The organism is Xanthomonas sp. NCPPB 2586 (assembly GCF_041475775.2).
GTDB classification, from domain to species: domain Bacteria; phylum Pseudomonadota; class Gammaproteobacteria; order Xanthomonadales; family Xanthomonadaceae; genus Xanthomonas; species Xanthomonas campestris.
On record NZ_CM192981.1, the window covers coordinates 2526994 to 2545809 of the forward strand.

The window sequence follows — 18816 nt, forward strand, 5'->3', positions numbered from 1 at the left end:
CAGGCGCGCCCGGCCGCTGCCAAAGCAAACGAGAACTAAACGCGATTGGGCGACGGGTTCAGCCAAGGCCCCCATCGCCGCTAACGGACTGGTCGAGTTCGCTAACCCGGTGCGCCGCGTCGGGCGGACAGCGATCGTGTTCCGCCTCCCGTGCATGGCATGGGCCCTCCCCCGCATTCGATCGAACCTATGTCCTTCTTCTCAAACCTGCGGATCGGCCAGCGCCTCGCGCTCGGCTTTCTGGCGTTGATCGTCCTGATGGTGATGCTCACGGTGGTGGGCATCCAGCGCGTACGCGCGATTGACCAACGGCTGACGCAAATCAATGACGTCAACAGCGTCAAGCAACGCTACGCGATCAACTTCCGCGGCAGTGTGCACGACCGTGCCATCGCCCTGCGCGACGTGGTGCTGATGAACACCACCGCAGACCGCCAGGCTGCCGAGCATGCCATCGACAAGCTCGCCGCCGACTACGCCCGCTCGGCGCAGCCGCTGGATGCATTGCTGGCCACCTCGTCGGACCAGAAAGAGAAGGACATCCTGCAGTCGATCAAGGCGATTGAGCAGCGCTCCATGCCGCTGATCGCCCAGGTACGCTCGCTGCGCGATGCGGGCGACCGCCTGCATGCGGAAGAAGACCTGTTGAAGCAGGCGCGCCCGGCCTTCATCGACTGGCTTGCCAGCATCAATGCCTTCATCGACCTGCAGGAAGCCAAGAACCGAGAGGCGGCCGAAGAAGCCGTTGCCACTGCGCGCGGCTTTGCCATGCTCATGGTGGTGTCCACCATCGTTGCCCTGCTGCTGGGCGCGGCCATTGCCTTGCTGCTGACGCGCAGCGTGGTGTTGCCACTGCGTCAGGCGCTTGGGCTGGCCGAGCGCATCAGCGCGGGCGATCTGAGCAGCCGCGATGTGGCGGCAGGCGCGGACGAATCCGGCCAGTTGCTGCGTGCGATGCAACAGATGCAGGCGCGCCTGCAGGCCGTGATTTCCGCACAGCGCGAAATGGCCGCGCGCCACGACGCGGGCGCGATCAGCTATCGCACCGATGCGGAGCGGTTTCCCGGCGACTACGGGCACATGGTGCAGGACACCAATGCGCTGGTCGATGCGCATGTGCGCACGCAGCTGCGCATGACCGAGGTCATGGGGCGCTACGCGGTTGGTGATCTTGCGCAAGACATCGAGCAGTATCCCGGCGAGAAGGCTGCCATCACCGCCACGATGTCGCAGGCCAAGCAGAACCTGCACGCGATCAATGTGCAGATCCAGGAACTCACCGAGGCCGCTTGTGCGGGCAACTTCAGCCGCCGCGGCCAGGCTGACCGATTCGAGCATGCATTTGCGCGCATGGTGGACAACCTCAACACCATGATGTCGACCTCCGACACCACCCTGTCCAGGTTCTCGGCACTGCTGCGCGCCATTGCCCAGGGTGACCTGACGGTTCGCATGCACGGCAACTTCCAGGGCGTGTTCGCCCTGATGCGCGACGATGCCAACAGCACCGTGGCGCGGCTCACCGAAATCGTTGCCGGCATCCAGGAGAGTTCCAACAACATCGGTTTCGCCGCCGAGGACATCACCGCCGGCAATCAGGCGCTGGCCAGCCGCAGCGCGCAGCAGGCCGCCAACCTCGAAGAGACCGCAGCATCGATGGAAGAGCTGACCTCCACCGTCAAGCAGAACGCCGACAATGCCCGCCGTGCCAATGCGCTTGCGCTGGGCGCGGCCACCGTGGCGTCGGAAGGCCGCGATGTGGTCAGCCAGGTGGTGGAGACGATGTCGGGTATTGAAGTCTCATCCAGGCGGATCGCAGACATCGTGTCTGTCATCGATGGGATTGCGTTCCAGACCAACATCCTGGCCTTGAATGCCGCCGTGGAAGCCGCACGCGCCGGCGAGCAAGGCCGTGGTTTCGCGGTGGTGGCATCGGAGGTGCGCACGCTCTCGCACCGGTCGTCGGATGCAGCGAAGGAAATCAAGATCCTGATCGCGCATTCGGTCCAGCAAGTGGCGGACGGTGCGGTGCTGGTGCACAAGGCAGGCGCCACGATGGGCGGCATCGTGGATAGCGTGCAGCATGTCACCGACATCATGGGCCAGATCGCCGCAGCGTCGCAGGAACAGGCCAGCGGCATCGAGCAAGTGAACCAGACCATCACCCAGATGGACGAGACCACGCAACAGAACGTCGCCCTGGTGGAAGCCGCCAACGCCGCCGCGCGTTCGCTGGAGCAGCAGTCCGCGCAGCTGGTGCAGGCGGTTGACGTGTTCAAGGTTGCCGCGCTGCACTGAGGCCACGTGCGCTGGTTGCCACCGTCTGTCTCAGCGGTGGGCGGCGCCAGCACGGCGTATTAGACAGTCAGATCGCAGCGCGTCCGGTGACATTGTGCGCGTGGCAAAGGCGCCTGATGATTACCGCATCAGCCGAAGAAGTGGAGAGAGTGACCCCCGCGCCGAACCGCACAGCTGCACGAGCAGTCTGTGCGCCGCAGCTACACCGATCGCCTTGGCGTGACGGTGCTCGGGCACCGTCAAACGCGCCGATCACAGCTTGACGTTGAACGACAGGAACGCGGTGCGTCCCGGTGCCGGCGAGAACATCGGTTGATCGTTGCCGCCCCAGAAAAAGTTGTCGTACCAGGTGTAGGCATATTCCCGGCCGAACAGGTTCCTCACCTGCAGATCGAGGCTGATCCGTTCGGACAGCTGGTAGCGTGCGCTCATGTCCACCAACGCAAAGCCGCCGAACTTGCCTTGTGTGTTGCGCTCTTCGATGTAGTAATCGCCCTGCATCCGGCCTTGCACGCCGAAGGTCCACTGCGCGTTCGGGCGGTAGTCCGCGCCGATGTTGCTGATGTAACGCGGCGTGGCGATGACTTCATTGCCGGCCAGCGCATCGCCGGCAGTGGTGAAGGCGCTGATGACCTTGGCCTCTTGATACGCATGCGATGCCCACAGCACCCAGTGCTCGCCCAGGTGCGAGGACACCTGCAGGTCGACGCCCCGCCGGCGGGTTTCGCCCAAGCCCACCGTGGTGCCTGTGGCCGGCATGTTGGCCACTTCGTCGGTCGCATCCTGTTGCCAGACGGCCAGCCGCGCCTCGGTGCCGGCGGCGGGGGTGAACTTGATGCCCACTTCCTGCCCGGTGTTGATCGATGGGCGAAACGTCTCCTGGCCGGCGGTGAGATACGCAGGCGCGGTCGAGCCGGTGAGCACCTGGAAGGTCTTGCCCCAGTTGGCATAGACATGCAGGCCCGGGTTAAACGAATACACCACGCTGAGCTTGGGTTGCTCGATCCATCCGGTGTGCTGCAACGGTGCGGTCACGCCACCGGGAAGGCGCGTGTCGCCGCTGAAGCGGTCCACCCGAAATGCCGGCACGATCTTCAGCGCCGCGGTGGGCGTCAGCACGGCCTGCACGTAGGCGCCGACGTTCTCCAGCGTGTAGCGGTCGTCGTTCTGCACGCGTGCCGGTGGGGCGTTGAAGTCGGTCGGCACGCTATAGGCGAAGCGCAGGCGGCGGTAGCCATTGTCCTGATGCTCGACATTCGCCCCACCCTCCAGGGTCAGCAGCTCGCTCTGCCGCCAGGTGATGGTGCTCAGCATGCCGGTCTGCTTTTCGTCCCATTCGCGTTGTTGCCGCGGGGCATTGCCGGTGGGGAAACTGGTGAACGTCACGCGCCGGGTTTCTTCGTAGCTGTTGTAGTACAGCTTGTTGTTGAAGTGCAGGGTGTCGCTGAGCCGCAGGTCCAGATGCACGCCGAGATGGCGCATGTCGCGGTCCGCACCATCGTTGGCGTTCTTGGCTGCCGAGGCGGTGCGATCGGTGGCCAGTTCTTCGGCGGTCATGAACCCGGGTTCGTCGGCTTCATGGTGATAGACGCGCGCGACCAGGCCGAGCTTTGCGGTATCCGCGTCGCTGCCGACAAACCATTTGCCGCCCAGCGAATACTTCTGCGAGGTGTCGTGGTCGCGGTAGCCATTGGAGTCCTGCACGCCGACGAAGTAATTCTGTGCAAACCCGTCTGCCTCACGGCCGACGGCCAGCTGCGCCTCGCGGGTGTCGAAGCTGCCATAGGTCAGCCGGCCGTCGGTGTAGTTGCCACCCTGGCGGGTGCCGAAATTGATGTTGCCGCCAATGTTGTGCAGCCCGTAACGCGGATCGTTGGTGCCGCGCACCACTTCGATGTAGTCGATCTCCAGCGGGAACACCATGTCGATGAAGCGTTGATTGCCGCTGTTGACGTTGCTGGGCACGCCGTCGATCAGGATCCTGATGCCGTTGATGTAGCCCTCGCCGTTGAAGGCGCGGAACGTGGCCTTGCCGGATTCGGTGCCCTGGCGCGTTTCGGTCAGCTGGATGCCCGGCATTTGCCCGAGCAGCTCCCAGCTGTTCATGACGTTCTTGTTTTCGACCTGGTCGCCGCCCAGCACATCCACCGAGGTCAGGACCCGATTGGCGGCGAGCTGGCCGCGCCCGCCCTGCCGCACATCCACACTGCCCATCGTGACCGCCGAGTCGCCTGACTCGGCGCGCGCATCGTTTGCAAACGCCGCCGCCAGCATGGCGGGCACCAACACCTTGATTCTCATCTACGTTCGACCTTCGATCTGCGGACTGTTGCTGTATCGATATATTATAACGTAATTGGATTAGCGCCTAGGCGCGCTGGACACCTGCAGCGCCGCGCATGACCGAAGTGCGCCGCGTACTCGCACTCGGGCGCGTTGCCACTCGCGTATCGCCCTGCATCAGCAGAATCCGGATCAGCCGCCTACGCGTGCGTAGGTGCTACGCCTTGCCGTGTGCACCGGCCTCCCCTGCACGGCTTGCTAGCATCCACACCCCAGCACCACCTCCGTCACCCGCCCTTCCCCACGCGTCATGACCTATCTCTCGCTCTTTGCACTGGCGCTGATTGCAGCCACCTTGCTGCCGGCGCAGTCCGAGGCGGCGTTGGTGGCGTTGCTGCTGGATGGCGGTTCGGTGTGGGGCCTGGTCGCCGCTGCAAGCGCGGGCAACGTGCTCGGCTCGCTGATCAACTGGTGGATCGGGCGCGAGGTCACGCGCTTTCAGGGCCGGCGCTGGTTTCCCATCAAGCCGTCTGCCTTGCTGCGTGCGCAAGCCTGGTACGGCAGGTACGGCAAGTGGTCGCTGCTATTGAGCTGGATGCCGATCATCGGCGACCCGCTGACGCTTGCCGCCGGTGTCATGCGCGAACGCCTGGGTGTGTTCCTGATGCTGGTCACTGTGGCCAAGACCACGCGCTATGCAGTGTTGGCCTGGGCCACGGTGGGGCTCTCACGCTGACGCGTATTGCCTGTGCGCGCGTAACCGCCAAGCCGGCCCATCCGCACAACGCCTTCACCCTGCCGCCTTATGCTGGCGCGGCGTTGGACAAGCAGTGCAACGCATTCACGGACACTGCATCAGGAGACGTCATGCACAAGCTGCACATGCTGGTATTGGCTGGGGCAATGCTGGGCCTGAGCGCGCACGCATCGGCCGAGGTTGTGAACCTGACCAACAGCGCTGACGGCGCCAATCGCGACGCCGGTATTAGCGCGGTAAAGCAAAAACTGCAGGACGCATGCAAGGGACGCAAAGGCACGCCAGACATGGCGTCGTTCGAGGTGGTCTTCGAAAAGACCAGCACCAACCCTGACGTTCCAAAGCCGTATTACGTGGATGGAAAACTCAAATGCGACGTGCCCTGAGCATGTTGCGCTGACCTGCCGGCGCAAGCCAGGCACTGCCAATGAAAGCCCCGCTACGGCGGGGTTTTTTCGTTTGGCGCTCGCGCAATGGCGCGCTCGCTGCGTCGCCGCCTATCGGCCGGGCGCCCTGCCCGCTGCTGATATAGTGCCGCGATCACGCGGGGCGCCGTGCTTGCCGCGCATTACAGGGAGTTGTCATGGGTCTTGTGCAGGCGGTTGCAGGTGCAGTGGGTGGCGTTCTTGCCGACCAATGGAAAGATTTCTACACCGTGCCGGTGGGCCTGCCTGCAACGGCTGCCGTGTTTGCCGCGGTGCCGCGCGGCAGTAATGCCGGACGTGGCGCCAACACCGGTGCATCTTCCAACGTCATCAGCAATGGCTCCAGGATCGTGGTCCCGGAGGGCTATGGGTTGCTGCTGATGCAAGACGGCGCCATCACCGCGTTTGTCGCCGACGCCGGCGGTTACGAGTGGCGCTCGGACGATGTCAACGCGCAATCGCTGTTTGCCGGCGACGGCCTGGTGTCGCCGTTGATCCGGCAGAGCTGGGAGCGCTTCAAGTTCGGTGGCCAGCCTGGGACGCAGCAGGCCGCCTTCTTTGTGGCGCTGAAGGAGCTGCCCGACAACCGCTTCGGCACGCAATCGGAAATCTACTGGGACGACGGCTTCCTGGGCACGCAGGTCGGCGCGGTGACGCGCGGCTCATACACGCTGAAGATCGTCGACCCGATTTTGTTCGTGAAGAACTTCGTGCCGGCCAGCTATTTGCAGCCCGGACAGGTGTTCGACTTCACCGACCTGGACAATGCGGCCGCCGGCCAGTTGTTCAACGAAGTGGTGAGCGCGCTTGCGCCGGCCTTCAGCCTGTACACCAACGACACCGCCAAGGGCAATCGCATCACCCGGCTGCAGCAGGATGCACTCGGCTTTGCCAAGAGCCTCTCCGCTGCGGTGGAAGAGGCGTATCAATGGCAGTCCGATCGCGGCCTGGCCATCGTCAAGACGGCGATTGTGTCGATCGAATACGACGCCAACACGCGCGAACTGCTCAAGACCGTGCAGCGTGCCGATGCGTTGAGCGGCGCGCGCGGCAATGCCAATCTGCAGGCGAGTGCCGCGCAGGGCCTGCAATCGGCCGGCGAACACGGCGGCGCGGCCGGACTGGTTGGCGTTGGCATGGCGACCGGCATGCTGGGCGGTTTGGGCAATCTGCAGCAGCCCGCCGCACCCGCAGCGCAAGACCCGGTGGCGACGTTGAAGAAGGCCAAGGAAATGCTGGACCTCGGGCTGATTACACAGAGTGATTACGACGCCGCCAAGGCCAAGGCGCTGGGCTTGTAAGTCGCAGGCCCGCCCATGTCCAGCTCCAGCATTCCGCCGCCGCTGCCACCGTTGCAGCCACCGCCGCTACCGCCTGCAGCGCACGGCCCAGGGTCGCCGCAGGGCGTGCCGCCGTTACCGGGACAGATGGCCATCGACCCGGCCACCCTGCCCGCGCCGATCCGCGCCGAACTGCAGATGCCCGACCCGCTCGCCATCGACACCGCCGCGGCCGAATTAAAAGATGGCCTCAACCGGTGTCCCAAATGTGGCGCCACCGATATCCGCCCCAAGCTCGGCACTGACCTGCTGGTGTGCCAGTACTGCCGCCACACCTGGGATGGCGCGCGGGTCGAGGAAGCGTATGGATTCGGCGCCGGCCTGGCCGAGTTGCGCGGGACGGTCATCGCCTCGGGTGCGCGCAACATCCAGGCCGATGCCAATAGCCTGATGAGCTTCAAATGCAGCGGCTGCGGCGCGGAAGTCACCATCAATACCGATAGCGCGATGACCGCGCGATGCCACTGGTGCCGACACGTGTTCGGCGTCAACGAACAGGTGGCCAATGGCGCGGTGCCCGATGCCGTGCTGCCCTTTCATATCGACAAGCAGGACGCGGTGGCGCGTATCCGCCAGTTCGTCGGCAAGCGCCGCCTGTTTGCGCTGAAGGCTTTCAAGCAGCAGTTCACCCCGGAGAACGTGGTGGGCGTCTATCTGCCTTACATGATCGTCGATGGCAACGTGAGCGCCAGCGTGACCGGCGTGGGCGAAATCACCACGCGCACGTACACCCAGGGCACCGAGAAGAACAAGAAGACCTATTACGACGCCGACATCTATGCGGTGAAACGGCAGGTGCAATTCACCGTGGACGATCTGCCACTGGAATCGTCTTCCGAGCGTGGCAATCTCGATAGCCGGGTCACGACCAACAACATCATCAACACCATCCTGCCGTTCGACACCAAGAATGCGGTGCAGTGGAACGCGTCGTATCTGTCAGGCTTCAGTTCGGAGCGGCGCGACAGCAATATCGAGCAGCTACGGCCACGGCTGGAAGACCAGTTGCTGTCGATCGCGCGCGCACAGGTGGAACGCTCGGTCAGCCGCTACGACCGCGGTGTGCGCTGGGAGCGGGAACAGCTCGAAGTGCACGGTACACGCTGGGTGTCGATGTATCTGCCGGTCTGGCTGTATTCCTATCATCAGCCTGGCCGCAACGGCGGTCTGCTGCACTACATCGCAGTGAATGGCCGCACCGGTGAAACCATGGGCAGCGTGCCGGTGCAGCAATGGAAATTGCTGCTTGCCGCGCTGGTCACCGGTACCGTGATCGAAGCGGCCGCACTGTGGTTTTTGGCGGTGATCGCATGAGCGACAATGTAGGGCTGCTGGTGTTGCTGGCCGGGCCGATCGGTGCAAGCACGCTGTACTGGGTCTTGTATCAGTACTACCGCAACACCGGGCAATCACATGCCTTCGAGCGCGAGACGCTGGTTGATGCCGAACCGGTGACGTGTTCGGACACCAGGATCGACACCATCACCGGAACACAGCGCAAGCAGATCGATGGCGACAATGTGGCGGCGTATCGCACGCGTGTGCGGCGCGATACGTCGCAATAACGCCTTGACTTGGAATGCCGAATGCATCGGCCTGCGCCCGAGCTTGAATGCGTTATGGCGCCGTGCGGTCGGCCGGGACTGGGCGCGGCACGCACACGGCGCTTAGAGCGGCTAACAAAACGTAGCGAGCAGTCGTCAGGCGGGTGCGGACGGCGCGGAGGAACCGGAGTGTACGTGGGTACATGCCGATTCCGAGCACCGGCCGCGCCCGCCTGGCGGCTGCGCAGTCGTTTTGATAGCTGCGCTTAGTCCTGCTCCGGGTCGGAGCCTTTGCTCAGCGGGCAACCGCCGGCGATCTCGCGCAGAGTAAGCGCAACACCGGCCTGCGGTGGTTCTACCAGAGTCTCGGGCGGTGGCAGCGATTCGCCCCAGACGCGCATGGCGTCGAACACCGCACGCAGCTCCTCGCCCCGCGGCGTCAGTGCGTAGACCACGCGCGGTGGCGTCTCCGCGTAAGCGGTGCGGACCACCAGGCCGGCCGTTTCGAATTGCCGTAAGCGATGGGTCAGCGTGTGTGCGCTGATGCCGAGCAGGGCACTCCTGAGTTCAGTGAACCTGCGCGGCCCGGCGAGCAGTTCGCGCACGATCAACGACGCCCACGGCCCCTCCAGCAACAGCAGGAACCGCGCAACCCCGCAGCAGGGTTCTTTCGCAGTGCTCATGTGCGCCGTCCATCGGTGCAGTTGACTGGACCAAGGGCGCTCGCCCATCGTGCAGCGGCAGCAGGTGTGCCCTGCCCGCTCGCAGCACCTGCGTTGCGCGCAGGCTGCAGCAGGTGCACGGTGTAGATGTTGCTGCACCGCGTGCCTGCACGGCTGGCGGTGTGGTGTTGTTCCGGACATCCACGCGCAGCGCGCCGGCCGCACTGACAGCCTGCAGCACGCGCCCACGCACGAGGCCTTGCATGATTCGCGCAACCCAGGACCATCCCGCAGGATCGAAGCACGCACTGGTGGTGATCATCCTGGCGCAATTGCTGGGCACCTCGCTGTGGTTTTCGGTCAATAGCGCGGCCGAGGATCTGATGCGGCAATGGGCCAGTGGCCAGGCCAGCATCGGTGTGCTCACCATCGCCACGCAGCTCGGTCTCATTATCGGCACCTTGAGCTTTGCGTTGAGCGGGCTGGCCGACCGCTTTGCGGCCCACCGGATCTTTGCCAGCTGCGCGATCGCCGGCGCGGCCTGCAACCTGGGCTTTGCCGTGTTCGCCGATGGGGTGGCGAGTGGCCTGGTGTGGCGCTTCCTGGTGGGGCTCAGCCTTGCAGGCATCTACCCCATCGGCATGAAGCTGGTGGTGCGCTGGGCGCCCCAGCACGCTGGCAAGGCACTGGCATGGCTGGTCGGCATGCTGACCCTGGGCACCGCGCTGCCGCAAGGCATCAAGGCACTGGGCGCCGCGCTGCCCTGGCAGATGCCGATCCTGGTGGCCTCCGGCCTGGCTTGCATTGCCGCATGCATGATCCTGCGGCTGGGGCCCGGCGCGCAACGCCCAGGCGGTGCGCCAACCAGGCTGGCGGTGGGTGCGGTCTGGCAGGCGTTTGCGGTCAAGGATTTCCGCGCGGCCACGCTGGGGTACTTCGGCCACATGTGGGAGCTGTATGCGATGTGGACGCTGACGCCGTTGCTGATCGCACAGGCGGGGCTGGCGCAGGCGCTCGGGATGCACCCGGCGGCACTGGCGTTCTGCGTCATTGCCGCCGGTGCAGTCGGCTGCGTGGCGGGCGGGCAGCTCAGCAGCCGGCTCGGCAGTGCGCGTGTTGCCGCGGTTGCGTTGCTGCTCTCGGCGCTGTGCTGTGCGGCATTTCCGTTGGTTGGCGCATGGTCCGCTCCAGCCACTGTCGCATTGATGCTGCTCTGGGGCGCCAGCGTTGTGGCCGATTCGCCGCAGTTCTCCGCACTGGCCGCGCGCGCCTGCCCGCCGGGGCTGGTGGGCAGCGCCCTCTCCATGCAGAACGCGATCGGCTTTGCGATCACCGTGGTCGCCATCGGGCTTACCACTCAGCTGGTGGAGACGCTTGGCCTGCGGATTGCCTGGGTGCTGCTGCCAGGCCCATTGCTGGGCCTGGTCGGGCTGTGGCCGCTGTGGCGCACAGCCCGCGCGGGCTCCGGCTAGCACTGCCGGCCGGTGCTGCCGATCGCGCCGCGGCACACGCAGCAGCCCGGCATCACTGCATGTGTCCGGCATGGTGGTGATCGTCGTCCGGCGCCGCAGCGCCCATTGCACGCACATCGAACTGCAGTTCCACCCGTGGCGCATGTTCAAAGACGAGGGTCGCCATGACCGGCTTGCCGACTTCGAACGGCGCATGCGGCCCGATGAACATCAGGTGGGTGCCACCTGGCCCGAGCACGACCGTTTCGCCCGGTGGCAGCGCCAGCCCGTCATCGAGGCGCCGCATCTTCATGACGCCACCGTCCATGCGCATGTCATGCAACTCCACTTGCGCGCTGGCCGGCGACTCCACCGCGACCAGCCGGTCCGGCGTGCTGGATTGATTGCGCAAGGTGACGTAGCCGCCAGCCACCGGCGCGCCAGGCGGCGTTGCGCGCGACCAGGCGTTTTCTGCCACCACCGATGCAGCGGCGGAGGTGGGGGCCGTTGCCGGGGCTGACGCAGGTGCCGGCGCATCGGCGGTGGCAGCTGGGGTTGCCGGCGACTGTGCAGCATCCGGTGCTTGCGTGCCCTTGCAGGCGGCCAGCGTCAATGCACTGATCGCAACCAGCAGTAATAAACGTGTGCTCATCGGTGTTCTCCGTCTACGTCGTGTGGCGATGCGTGGCGGCGTGTGTGCCGGCACGGGATGGGATGGAGCGGTGTCGCACGATGGCGCCACTTACTGCAGTGCCAGCACCTGGCGAATATCGGCAGCAACGGTTTCAACCGTCTGCTCATGGGTGAGGCCAACGCGTAATTTGCCTTCGCGATCGAACACAAAACTGCGGGTGGAATGGTCGATGGTATAGGTCTTGCCCATCGGCACCTTGGCATACACCACTTTCAGATTATCTGCCGCCACCCGAATCTCCCCTTCGCTGCCGGTGAGGCCGATGAAGTCAGGATCGAAGGCTTTGACGTAGGTGCGCAGCACGTTGGGAACATCGCGTTGCGGATCCAGCGTGGCGAAGGCGAATTGCACCTGCGCCGCATCTGCGCCCAACGCGCGTTTCACTTGCGCGGCACGCGCCAGGGTAGTCGGGCAGACATCCGGGCAATTAGTGAAGCCGAAGAACAGCACCAACGCCTTGCCGCGAAAGCTGCGCAATGGCCGTGGAGTGCCTTCGGTATCTTTCAGATAGAAGTCCACGCCCCGCCCCATGCTGCTGAGGTCCGTGCCGGTGGGTGAGAACGAGCTCGCCCATTGTCCGCACCCAGCGATGGCACACGCCATGCCCAGCACGATGCCCCGTATTCCCAGCCGTTTCAGCTGGCTTACAACACCCCGCATGTGTAACTCCTTTCGTTGTCTGCAGACGGCATCGCCGCCCTGCGTACGCTGACCCTGAGGGTGAGCGCGTGGATAGGTTGCCGAATGCGACGCCCTAGGCGGCATCCGGTTCGATCGCGTTGTCGGATTCGCACGCTTGGCCTGGGCACCGCGGTTGGTTGGCGCGCGCGCTCGGAGATTGGCGCGGGTTGACGCTGCGCTGGGACACACGCCTGATATCTGCCTCGGTGACCAGCGCCAAGGTTGGGAGCAAGGTCACCAAGACAACGCAGGGCGTTGCCGCCGCAGGTGGCGGCAGAGAAAAATACGACATACGAAACGCTCCAAAGTACGTAAAACGCAGCCAGCCGTGGGCAACGCCCAGCGCTGACACACTCACTCAGCGTATTCAGGCCTGCAGCGGTGGCCCACGTGGCGTATGCGCGCGCCATCGCGCCTTCAAGGACCCAGGCGCTACGGTTCCTTCGCCGGGAACGGCCGCGCGCAGTAACGGGAACACCAGCAAGACGACCAACAACCACGGCAATAGCCTTGCCGAGAGCACGCAGTAGTCGCAGGCCAATGCTCCATGCGCTGCTCCATGATCTTCGTGGTGCATGCTGCCCGGCCAGGCATCCGGTGCTGCACTGTTGATGCTCGCCGGACTTTCACCGCCAGCGATCTTGGCAAGCAACAGCACCGAGCGCGTGGCATTGCCAGCCTGATCGGGTTGGCTCTGGCACAGCGGCGCATCCAGAAAACGCTGTGCGCCATTGAGTGTTCGGCTCACCAACGGCGCGCACACCAACAACACCACGGCCAGGCAGGCCAGGTGCTGCATCAATCGGCGCAAAGGGGGAAGTGGCGTGGACACCGGCGAAGTGTAATGAAAAAACAGCGGCCGGGCTGCGACGCATTGTCGCAGCGCCAGCCCAGCTCAGTGTCGGCGCGTTGCAGGGTAATGAGGGGGCGTCGTGGACCAGTGCTGCGTTGACAGATGGCAGCACAGCCGCCTGCATCGCTTCGACATGCAGCGCCTCTGCACGATGCGCGAAGCATTCAGCCAGTTTCCATTAGTGCAGTTGAAGTAACCGATGGACGCCTCCCATGCTCCGGCGCCATCCCTCCAACCGCTCACACAGGAGCATGCAATGACCTACATCATCCACGGTGCCACCGGCGCTCAGGGCGCCCCGGTCCTCACACAGCTGCTGGCTGCCGGAAAGCATGCCGTTGCAGCAGTGCGCGACCCCGATGCGCATGCAGGCACGGCCGCCATCCGGGTCGACAACACCTCCGTGAAGTCGCTCACCGAGGCGTATCGCGGTGCTGCGGGTGTATTTATCCATTTGCCGGTCGCCCCGGAAGAGGCGCGCCTTGCACAGGCGAATGCCATCGTCGCAGCGGTCGCTGCGGCCAGGCCGGCACGGGTGGTGATCTCCACCAGCGGCAGCATCGTTGATGCCCCCGGCAACGCGCTGCAGGCGCCGGCAAGTGCGGCAATCACCGTGCTGATCGAAGGTGTGCAGGCCACTGGCGTCTCCACCGCGATAGTGGCGCCGCGGCTGTTCCTGGAGAACCTGCTGCTGCCCATGGTGATTGGCGGCGCGCGTGCCGAGGGCGTTCTCGGCTACCCGATTCGTGAGGATTTCGCGGTCTCCTGGAGTTCGCATCTGGATGTTGCCGAGGTAGTTGTGCGGTTGTTCGAGATGCCGGATTTACGCGGTGTGGTTGGCGTGGGTCACCTCCCCGGCCTGCTCGGGAGCGATCTCGCGGCCGGCATGGCGAAGCAGCTGCAGCGCAGCGTGGCTTTCCGCGCTGTATTACCGGCTGACTTCGGCAAACTTCTCGAGCCGATGCTGGGGCCGGCTGCCGCGGGGATCGCCGGTTTCTATCAGGCGCTCTGGCAGGCTTCGGCAAACACCATCGATCCGGCCAGCAGTGCCCAGCACTTGCTTGGGCTGAGCCCGCGCTCGGTGGCGCAGTGGTTGCGTGACGTTTCGGCATCGGCTGCAACACCCAGCTGACAACGGCCTGCATGCGGACGCAGCGCCCGTACGTGGCTGCGTTACCGCAGTTGGCAGCATGCCGCGTAGCCCATCACGGGCTCGTAGTGACCCAGCGGATGTGAATCCAAAACGTACGCAATGCTCAACATTCTTCACTCAAGCCCCCGGGGTGCAAGGCAAGCGTGTACGTTGCGGCTCCCTCCTCCCCTGCGATGGCGCCATGACTCTTTCCAGGAACACATTGCTCGCCGTTGCCACCGTGATGGCGCTGAGCGCCTGCAAGCGCGATCCGGCCACAGCGCCAGGCCCAACCGCAACACCGGCAGCCGCACCGCAACACGCTCCACAGCGCGCAGCGTTTGACCCGCAGGAACTGCAGCCCACCATCAGCGCCTGCCAGGACCTCAACGGCTTCGTCAATTCCAAGTGGCTTGCCAAGACAACCATTCCTCCCGACGAAACGGAAGTCGGCAGCTACCCAACGCTGCAGGACGAAAGCGATGCTGCCCAGCGCGAGATCGTGGAGGCGCTGGGCCGATCGAAACCTGTGGAGGGTTCCGTTGAGCAACTGGTGGGCACGTTCTACGCGTCCGGTATGGACGAAGCCACGATCCAGCGCCTGGGCGATGCACCCATTCGCCCGCGGCTCGCGCAGATTGAAGCGCTGAAAACGCCGCAGGACGTTGCCAATTTCATTGCTGCACGCAATACCCAAGGTGCCGGGCTGGTCTTCAAGTTCGGCGCCTACCCGGATTTCCAGGATGCGTCGAAGGTGATCGCTTATGCCGAAGAGAACGGCATGACGCTGCCATCGAAGGCGTATTACACCGACTCGCGCTATGCCGACATTCGCAAAGCGTATCTGGATTACATCACCCAGTCCTTCGTCCTGGCCGGCGCGACGCCCGAGGCTGCAACAGTGCAGGCCAAGCAGGTCTTGCAGGTTGAAACGGCGCTCGCAGCGGCATCGCTGAGTCCGGTCGAAGCGCGCGACCCAAAGACCCAATACCATCTGGTCAGCGTTGCACAGGCCGACGCAGTGACGCCGCATTTCTCGTGGAAGGCGTATCTGGCCGCGCAGGGGTTGAGCACGGATCAGCGTTTCTCGCTCTCGCAGCCGCGCTTCTTTGCAGGCTTCGATCACTTGTTGAAGACCTTGCCCGTCTCGCAATGGCAGGCCTATTTACGCTTTCGTGCGATTGACGATGCGGCGTTCGCCCTGAGCAAGCCGTTTGTCGATAACCGCTTCGCGTTCCGCTACAAGACCATGGACGGGCAGCAGGCGCAGCGGCCGCGCTGGAAGCGCGTGCTGTTTGCGACCAATGAAGCCATCGGCGAGGGTCTTGGCCAGCTGTATGTGGCAAAGATGTTCACCCCCGAAGCCAAGCAGCGCGCAACAGAGCTGATCGAAAACATCCGCCAGGCACTCAAGCTGCGGATCCAGCAGGCAGACTGGATGACAGCGGAGACCAAGTCCGCTGCATTGAAAAAATGGGCAGGATTCGTCGTCAAGGTTGGCTACCCGGATCACTGGCGCAGCTGGTCGGGCCTGCACTTCGAGCGCGACGCCTATTTACGCAATGTGGAAACAGCCGCGGCGTTCAACTATCGCTATGAGCTTGCCAAGGTCGGCAAGCCAGCGGACCGGACCGCGTGGTTCACCACGCCGCAAACCGTCAACGCGTTCTATTTTTCGCTGGACAACAGCATCAATTTCCCGGCGGCGGTCTTGCGTCCTCCCTTCTTTGATGTGACCGCGGACGACGCGCTGAATTACGGCGCCATTGGTGCCGTGATGGGACACGAGGCGACCCACGGCTTCGACGATCAAGGCAGCAAGTTCAATGCGGTTGGCACCAACGTCAACTGGTGGGCACCGGCCGATCGGGCCGCCTTCACTGCGCGCGCCAGCAAGCTGGTCACCCAGTTCAACGCCTACACCCCGCTGCCGAACAAGCCGGACGTGCACGTCAACGGCGAACTGACGCTGGGAGAGAACATTGCCGACCTCGGTGGCATCAATATTGCGTTCGATGCGTTGCAGGCCAATCTACAGCGGCATCCAAAGCGTGGTGCGGATATCGATGGATTTACGCCGCAACAGCGGTTCTTCCTCGGCTGGGCAAGACTGTGGCGCGGCACCATGCGCGAGGAGAAGCAGCTCAGCTTGCTCAGCTCGGATGGTCATGCGCCCTACGCGGTCCGCACGAATGCATCGCCGTCGAATATGCCGCAGTTCGCCACCGCGTTTGGATGCAAGCCGGGCGACGCGATGGTCCGATCGGAACAGGACCGCGTCGTGATCTGGTAAGACCATACCTGCGCCTGCGGGAGGACGCAGACACGGGTTCGCTGCATTGGCGGGCCCGTGCAGCGCTATACGCGCCTACGGGTTTTGATCGGCGAATGCGCTGCAGATCAACGCTGCGCCGGGCGCCAGCCCGCATCCAGTGCTTCCCTGACGCTGCAGAACATCCGCTCGCCATGGGCCGGGGCGATGCGTGTCTTTGCGTAGTCGCGCTGTCCGGGCAAATGGAAGATCTTGGCGCCCTTCGCCGAGACATTGCCCTTGATGGTGCAGCGGGCATTGCTCGGTGCGGACGTGCCTGCCGCAGGCTTGGCAGACGCACTGCGTTTGGCGCGCCGGTACTCCGATGGGGTCTGGAAGCTGCCGCTCCACAGCTGGCTCGCCTGCTGGCGGGCAATGGCTTCGTCAGCGACAAATGCCGTGGCATATTGCCGATACGCCACGGCCCAGCCCGAACGCACCATCCACGCGTTGATCGACTGGCCTTGCACGAAGCACTCGGCCACGATGCGCCCGTAGCGATCTGTATCCTTGGGCTGGCAGCGCACCGTCTTGTCCTGCACGTATGCGTCCAGTGCAGCCGCGGCGCGCCGGCCGCACGGCCATGCCTGGCCATTGCGGGCGGTGCATTGCTGCGCGCTCTCCGGCGCGTCGATCCCCCACAGACGAATGCGCTGCTGCGCCACGGTGAGGGTATCGCCATCGGTGACGGTGGCGCGACCGATCAGGTCTGCCGCCAAGGCGGGTGAAACGGTGAGCACACCAATAACGCACAACCAAGCTCTGAACCACATCAACAACAACATCCTTCTACATCAGGCAGCGCAGGACATCCGTGCGCGCTGGCCTTGGTGCAACGTTGCGGTTGCGTGTGACGTCGAGCAATCCATCGGGCTCGACACCAGGGCAGACACCACCGTCTGCCCTGCCTTGGGGCAGGCACTTTAGCGGTTACCGGCAGGGATTGGCAGTGCGGTGTTAAGAGCAGCTATCAAAACGACTGCGCAGCCGCCAGGCGGGCGCGGCCGGTGCTCGGAATCGGCATGTACCCACGTACATTCCGGTTCCTCCGCGCCATCCGCACCCACCTGACGACTGCTCGCTACGTTTTGTTAGCCGCTCTAAATGGTGCGCCCAACCCGGCGGCGATATGGGCACTGTGCACGCACGTCGCTGCTGCGCCCCTAACTGCGCATGCCCAGCTGCGCGCGTGCGGTGTCCAGTGTGGTCATGATCTGCACCACTTCGTCGAGTGGATGCAGCGGCGATTCGGTGCGACCTTCGCCGATGAAACGCGCGGCAGCGGTCGCTTGCCAGCAGAGCCCGTCATAGCCGCGGATGCCGGTCGGGTCCTGCCACAGCGCTGCGGCAGTGGCATCGCTGTTGCCTGCCAGCTGCAGCGTGGTGGGATTGTGGAACGAGGCGCCCAGGTCGACGCGCGCCTCGGTGCCGCTCACGTAAGCCGTGGACGTACTGCGGCCAACGATCGAGCTGATCAAGGTGGACTGCGCGTGTTGGCGGTGCGAGAGCACCAATGTGGAAAATGCATCCACGCCGGTGTCAGTGAGTGCGCCGGTTGCGGTGATGGCCGTCGGTGTGCCGAGCAGCATCGACGACAGCTGCACGGTGTACACACCCAGGTCGAGCAAGGCGCCGCCACCCAGCGCCGGATTGCGCTGCCGATGCGCAGGATCGCTGGGCCCCAACTGACTCAGGTCCGCAAAGACGTGGCGCACGCTGCCAAGCGCGCCGCTCTCGGACAGGGCCCTGAGCACCAGCGCATGCGGCAGGTAACGGCTCCACATCGCCTCCATCAGAAACAACCCACGTGCGCGGGCTTCCTGCACCAGCACACGTGCGTCCGCCGCGCAGGTGGTGATGGGTTTTTCGATCAGCACATGCTTGCCAGCGCGCAATGCGAGCAAGCCCTGCGCCAGATGTTCGCTGTGCGGCGTGGCGATGTAGACGATGTCGACCTGGGGGGCGTCCACCAGTGCCTGGTAACTGTCGTACGCTCGCGGGATGGACCATGCCTGTGCAAACGCCTCCGCACGTGCCCGCGAGCGCGAGGCCACCGCGAACGGCTGTTGCCGGGTATGGCCGCGCATGGCCTTGACGAAAGCTGTGGCGATGACGCCGGGGCCCAGAATGCCCCAGCGCAGCGATGGCTCGCCCTGGTTGGCAACAAATAGCGCGGGTTCGGGAAATGTCAGCGATGGCATGCATGGCCCTTTCTATGACTGGCGCGATGGTAACAAAGCGCCGTTCCATCATCGTGCGTGTGCCTCGTTCGAACGTTGGCCACGACACCTCATGCCATGCCAGCGCGTTTTTCGAACAGCACGCCTACTCCACACACCGACCATGCCAACGCGCATCGGCCGTGTGCCCGCCTCCTTCGAAGCG

Annotated in this window: 16 protein-coding genes and 2 other RNA genes; 10 read left to right on the forward strand and 8 right to left on the reverse strand. The window is 64.4% G+C overall.

Features of this window, described 5'->3' with window-relative positions; genetic code table 11:
* Window positions 1–189 precede the first annotated feature (189 nt).
* Window positions 190–2298 carry a methyl-accepting chemotaxis protein gene (locus ACCQ09_RS10880; RefSeq protein ID WP_228422938.1) on the forward strand — a complete coding sequence of 703 codons (2109 nt, stop codon included), beginning with the start codon at window positions 190–192 and terminating at the stop codon, window positions 2296–2298.
* A gap of 252 nt (window positions 2299–2550) precedes the next feature.
* On the opposite strand, the gene ACCQ09_RS10885 is transcribed toward ACCQ09_RS10880, so the two are convergent.
* Window positions 2551–4599, reverse strand: coding sequence for a TonB-dependent receptor (locus ACCQ09_RS10885; protein ID WP_228427913.1), 2049 nt, complete (start codon window positions 4597–4599; stop codon window positions 2551–2553).
* Window positions 4600–4891: 292 nt separating this feature from the next.
* On the opposite strand from ACCQ09_RS10885, the gene ACCQ09_RS10890 reads away from it, so the two are divergent.
* The 5 genes from ACCQ09_RS10890 to ACCQ09_RS10910 all read left to right on the forward strand — a co-directional run bounded on the left by ACCQ09_RS10890 (window position 4892) and on the right by ACCQ09_RS10910 (window position 8668).
* Window positions 4892–5317: a YqaA family protein gene (locus ACCQ09_RS10890; protein ID WP_011037208.1), complete on the forward strand. Its 426-nt coding sequence runs from the start codon at window positions 4892–4894 to the stop codon at window positions 5315–5317.
* Window positions 5318–5448: 131 nt separating this feature from the next.
* On the forward strand, window positions 5449–5724 hold the full coding sequence (locus tag ACCQ09_RS10895) for a hypothetical protein (protein ID WP_070692952.1): 276 nt from the start codon (window positions 5449–5451) through the stop codon (window positions 5722–5724).
* A gap of 197 nt (window positions 5725–5921) precedes the next feature.
* On the forward strand, window positions 5922–7064 hold the full coding sequence (locus tag ACCQ09_RS10900) for an SPFH domain-containing protein (RefSeq protein ID WP_076038963.1): 1143 nt from the start codon (window positions 5922–5924) through the stop codon (window positions 7062–7064).
* A gap of 15 nt (window positions 7065–7079) precedes the next feature.
* Window positions 7080–8417 carry a hypothetical protein gene (locus ACCQ09_RS10905; protein WP_012438421.1) on the forward strand — a complete coding sequence of 446 codons (1338 nt, stop codon included), beginning with the start codon at window positions 7080–7082 and terminating at the stop codon, window positions 8415–8417.
* Window positions 8414–8668 (forward strand): hypothetical protein, encoded by a 255-nt coding sequence (locus ACCQ09_RS10910; RefSeq protein ID WP_012438420.1) that lies wholly within the window; start codon window positions 8414–8416, stop codon window positions 8666–8668. Before ACCQ09_RS10905 ends, ACCQ09_RS10910 begins: the two co-directional genes overlap by 4 nt.
* Before the next feature lie 109 nt (window positions 8669–8777).
* On the opposite strand, the gene ACCQ09_RS10915 is transcribed toward ACCQ09_RS10910, so the two are convergent.
* Both ACCQ09_RS10915 and ACCQ09_RS10920 read right to left on the reverse strand, forming a co-directional pair.
* Window positions 8778–8852, reverse strand: a non-coding RNA gene (locus tag ACCQ09_RS10915) — sX9 sRNA.
* Between the two features lie 61 nt (window positions 8853–8913).
* Complete coding sequence (locus ACCQ09_RS10920) at window positions 8914–9330, reverse strand: winged helix-turn-helix transcriptional regulator (RefSeq protein ID WP_014507789.1); 417 nt, start codon at window positions 9328–9330, stop codon at window positions 8914–8916.
* A gap of 242 nt (window positions 9331–9572) precedes the next feature.
* On the opposite strand from ACCQ09_RS10920, the gene ACCQ09_RS10925 reads away from it, so the two are divergent.
* A complete protein-coding gene (locus ACCQ09_RS10925) occupies window positions 9573–10781 on the forward strand; it encodes an MFS transporter (protein WP_052844671.1) in 1209 nt (402 codons plus the stop codon).
* 52 nt (window positions 10782–10833) lie between these two features.
* On the opposite strand, the gene ACCQ09_RS10930 is transcribed toward ACCQ09_RS10925, so the two are convergent.
* The 3 genes from ACCQ09_RS10930 to ACCQ09_RS10940 all read right to left on the reverse strand — a co-directional run bounded on the left by ACCQ09_RS10930 (window position 10834) and on the right by ACCQ09_RS10940 (window position 12934).
* Window positions 10834–11412, reverse strand: a complete 579-nt coding sequence (locus tag ACCQ09_RS10930) for a copper chaperone PCu(A)C (RefSeq protein WP_012438417.1) — start codon at window positions 11410–11412, stop codon at window positions 10834–10836.
* Between the two features lie 90 nt (window positions 11413–11502).
* Entirely contained in the window at window positions 11503–12114 is a 612-nt protein-coding gene (locus ACCQ09_RS10935) for an SCO family protein (RefSeq protein WP_228427914.1), read from the reverse strand.
* Between the two features lie 388 nt (window positions 12115–12502).
* Entirely contained in the window at window positions 12503–12934 is a 432-nt protein-coding gene (locus ACCQ09_RS10940) for a DUF2946 family protein (protein ID WP_011037200.1), read from the reverse strand.
* 310 nt (window positions 12935–13244) lie between these two features.
* Here ACCQ09_RS10940 and ACCQ09_RS10945 point away from each other — a divergent pair, with 310 nt between their 5' ends.
* Both ACCQ09_RS10945 and ACCQ09_RS10950 read left to right on the forward strand, forming a co-directional pair.
* Window positions 13245–14120, forward strand: a complete 876-nt coding sequence (locus ACCQ09_RS10945; RefSeq protein WP_012438415.1) for an SDR family oxidoreductase — start codon at window positions 13245–13247, stop codon at window positions 14118–14120.
* 202 nt (window positions 14121–14322) lie between these two features.
* Entirely contained in the window at window positions 14323–16413 is a 2091-nt protein-coding gene (locus ACCQ09_RS10950) for a M13 family metallopeptidase (protein WP_029217228.1), read from the forward strand.
* Window positions 16414–16520: 107 nt separating this feature from the next.
* Here ACCQ09_RS10950 and ACCQ09_RS10955 read toward each other — a convergent pair whose 3' ends face one another.
* Complete coding sequence (locus ACCQ09_RS10955; RefSeq protein WP_011037197.1) at window positions 16521–17216, reverse strand: thermonuclease family protein; 696 nt, start codon at window positions 17214–17216, stop codon at window positions 16521–16523.
* Window positions 17217–17453: 237 nt separating this feature from the next.
* On the opposite strand from ACCQ09_RS10955, the gene ACCQ09_RS10960 reads away from it, so the two are divergent.
* A non-coding RNA gene (locus tag ACCQ09_RS10960) (sX9 sRNA) lies at window positions 17454–17528 on the forward strand.
* 66 nt (window positions 17529–17594) lie between these two features.
* Here the strand turns inward: ACCQ09_RS10960 and ACCQ09_RS10965 are convergent.
* Window positions 17595–18632 carry a Gfo/Idh/MocA family protein gene (locus ACCQ09_RS10965; protein WP_011037196.1) on the reverse strand — a complete coding sequence of 346 codons (1038 nt, stop codon included), beginning with the start codon at window positions 18630–18632 and terminating at the stop codon, window positions 17595–17597.
* Window positions 18633–18816: the final 184 nt, after the last annotated feature.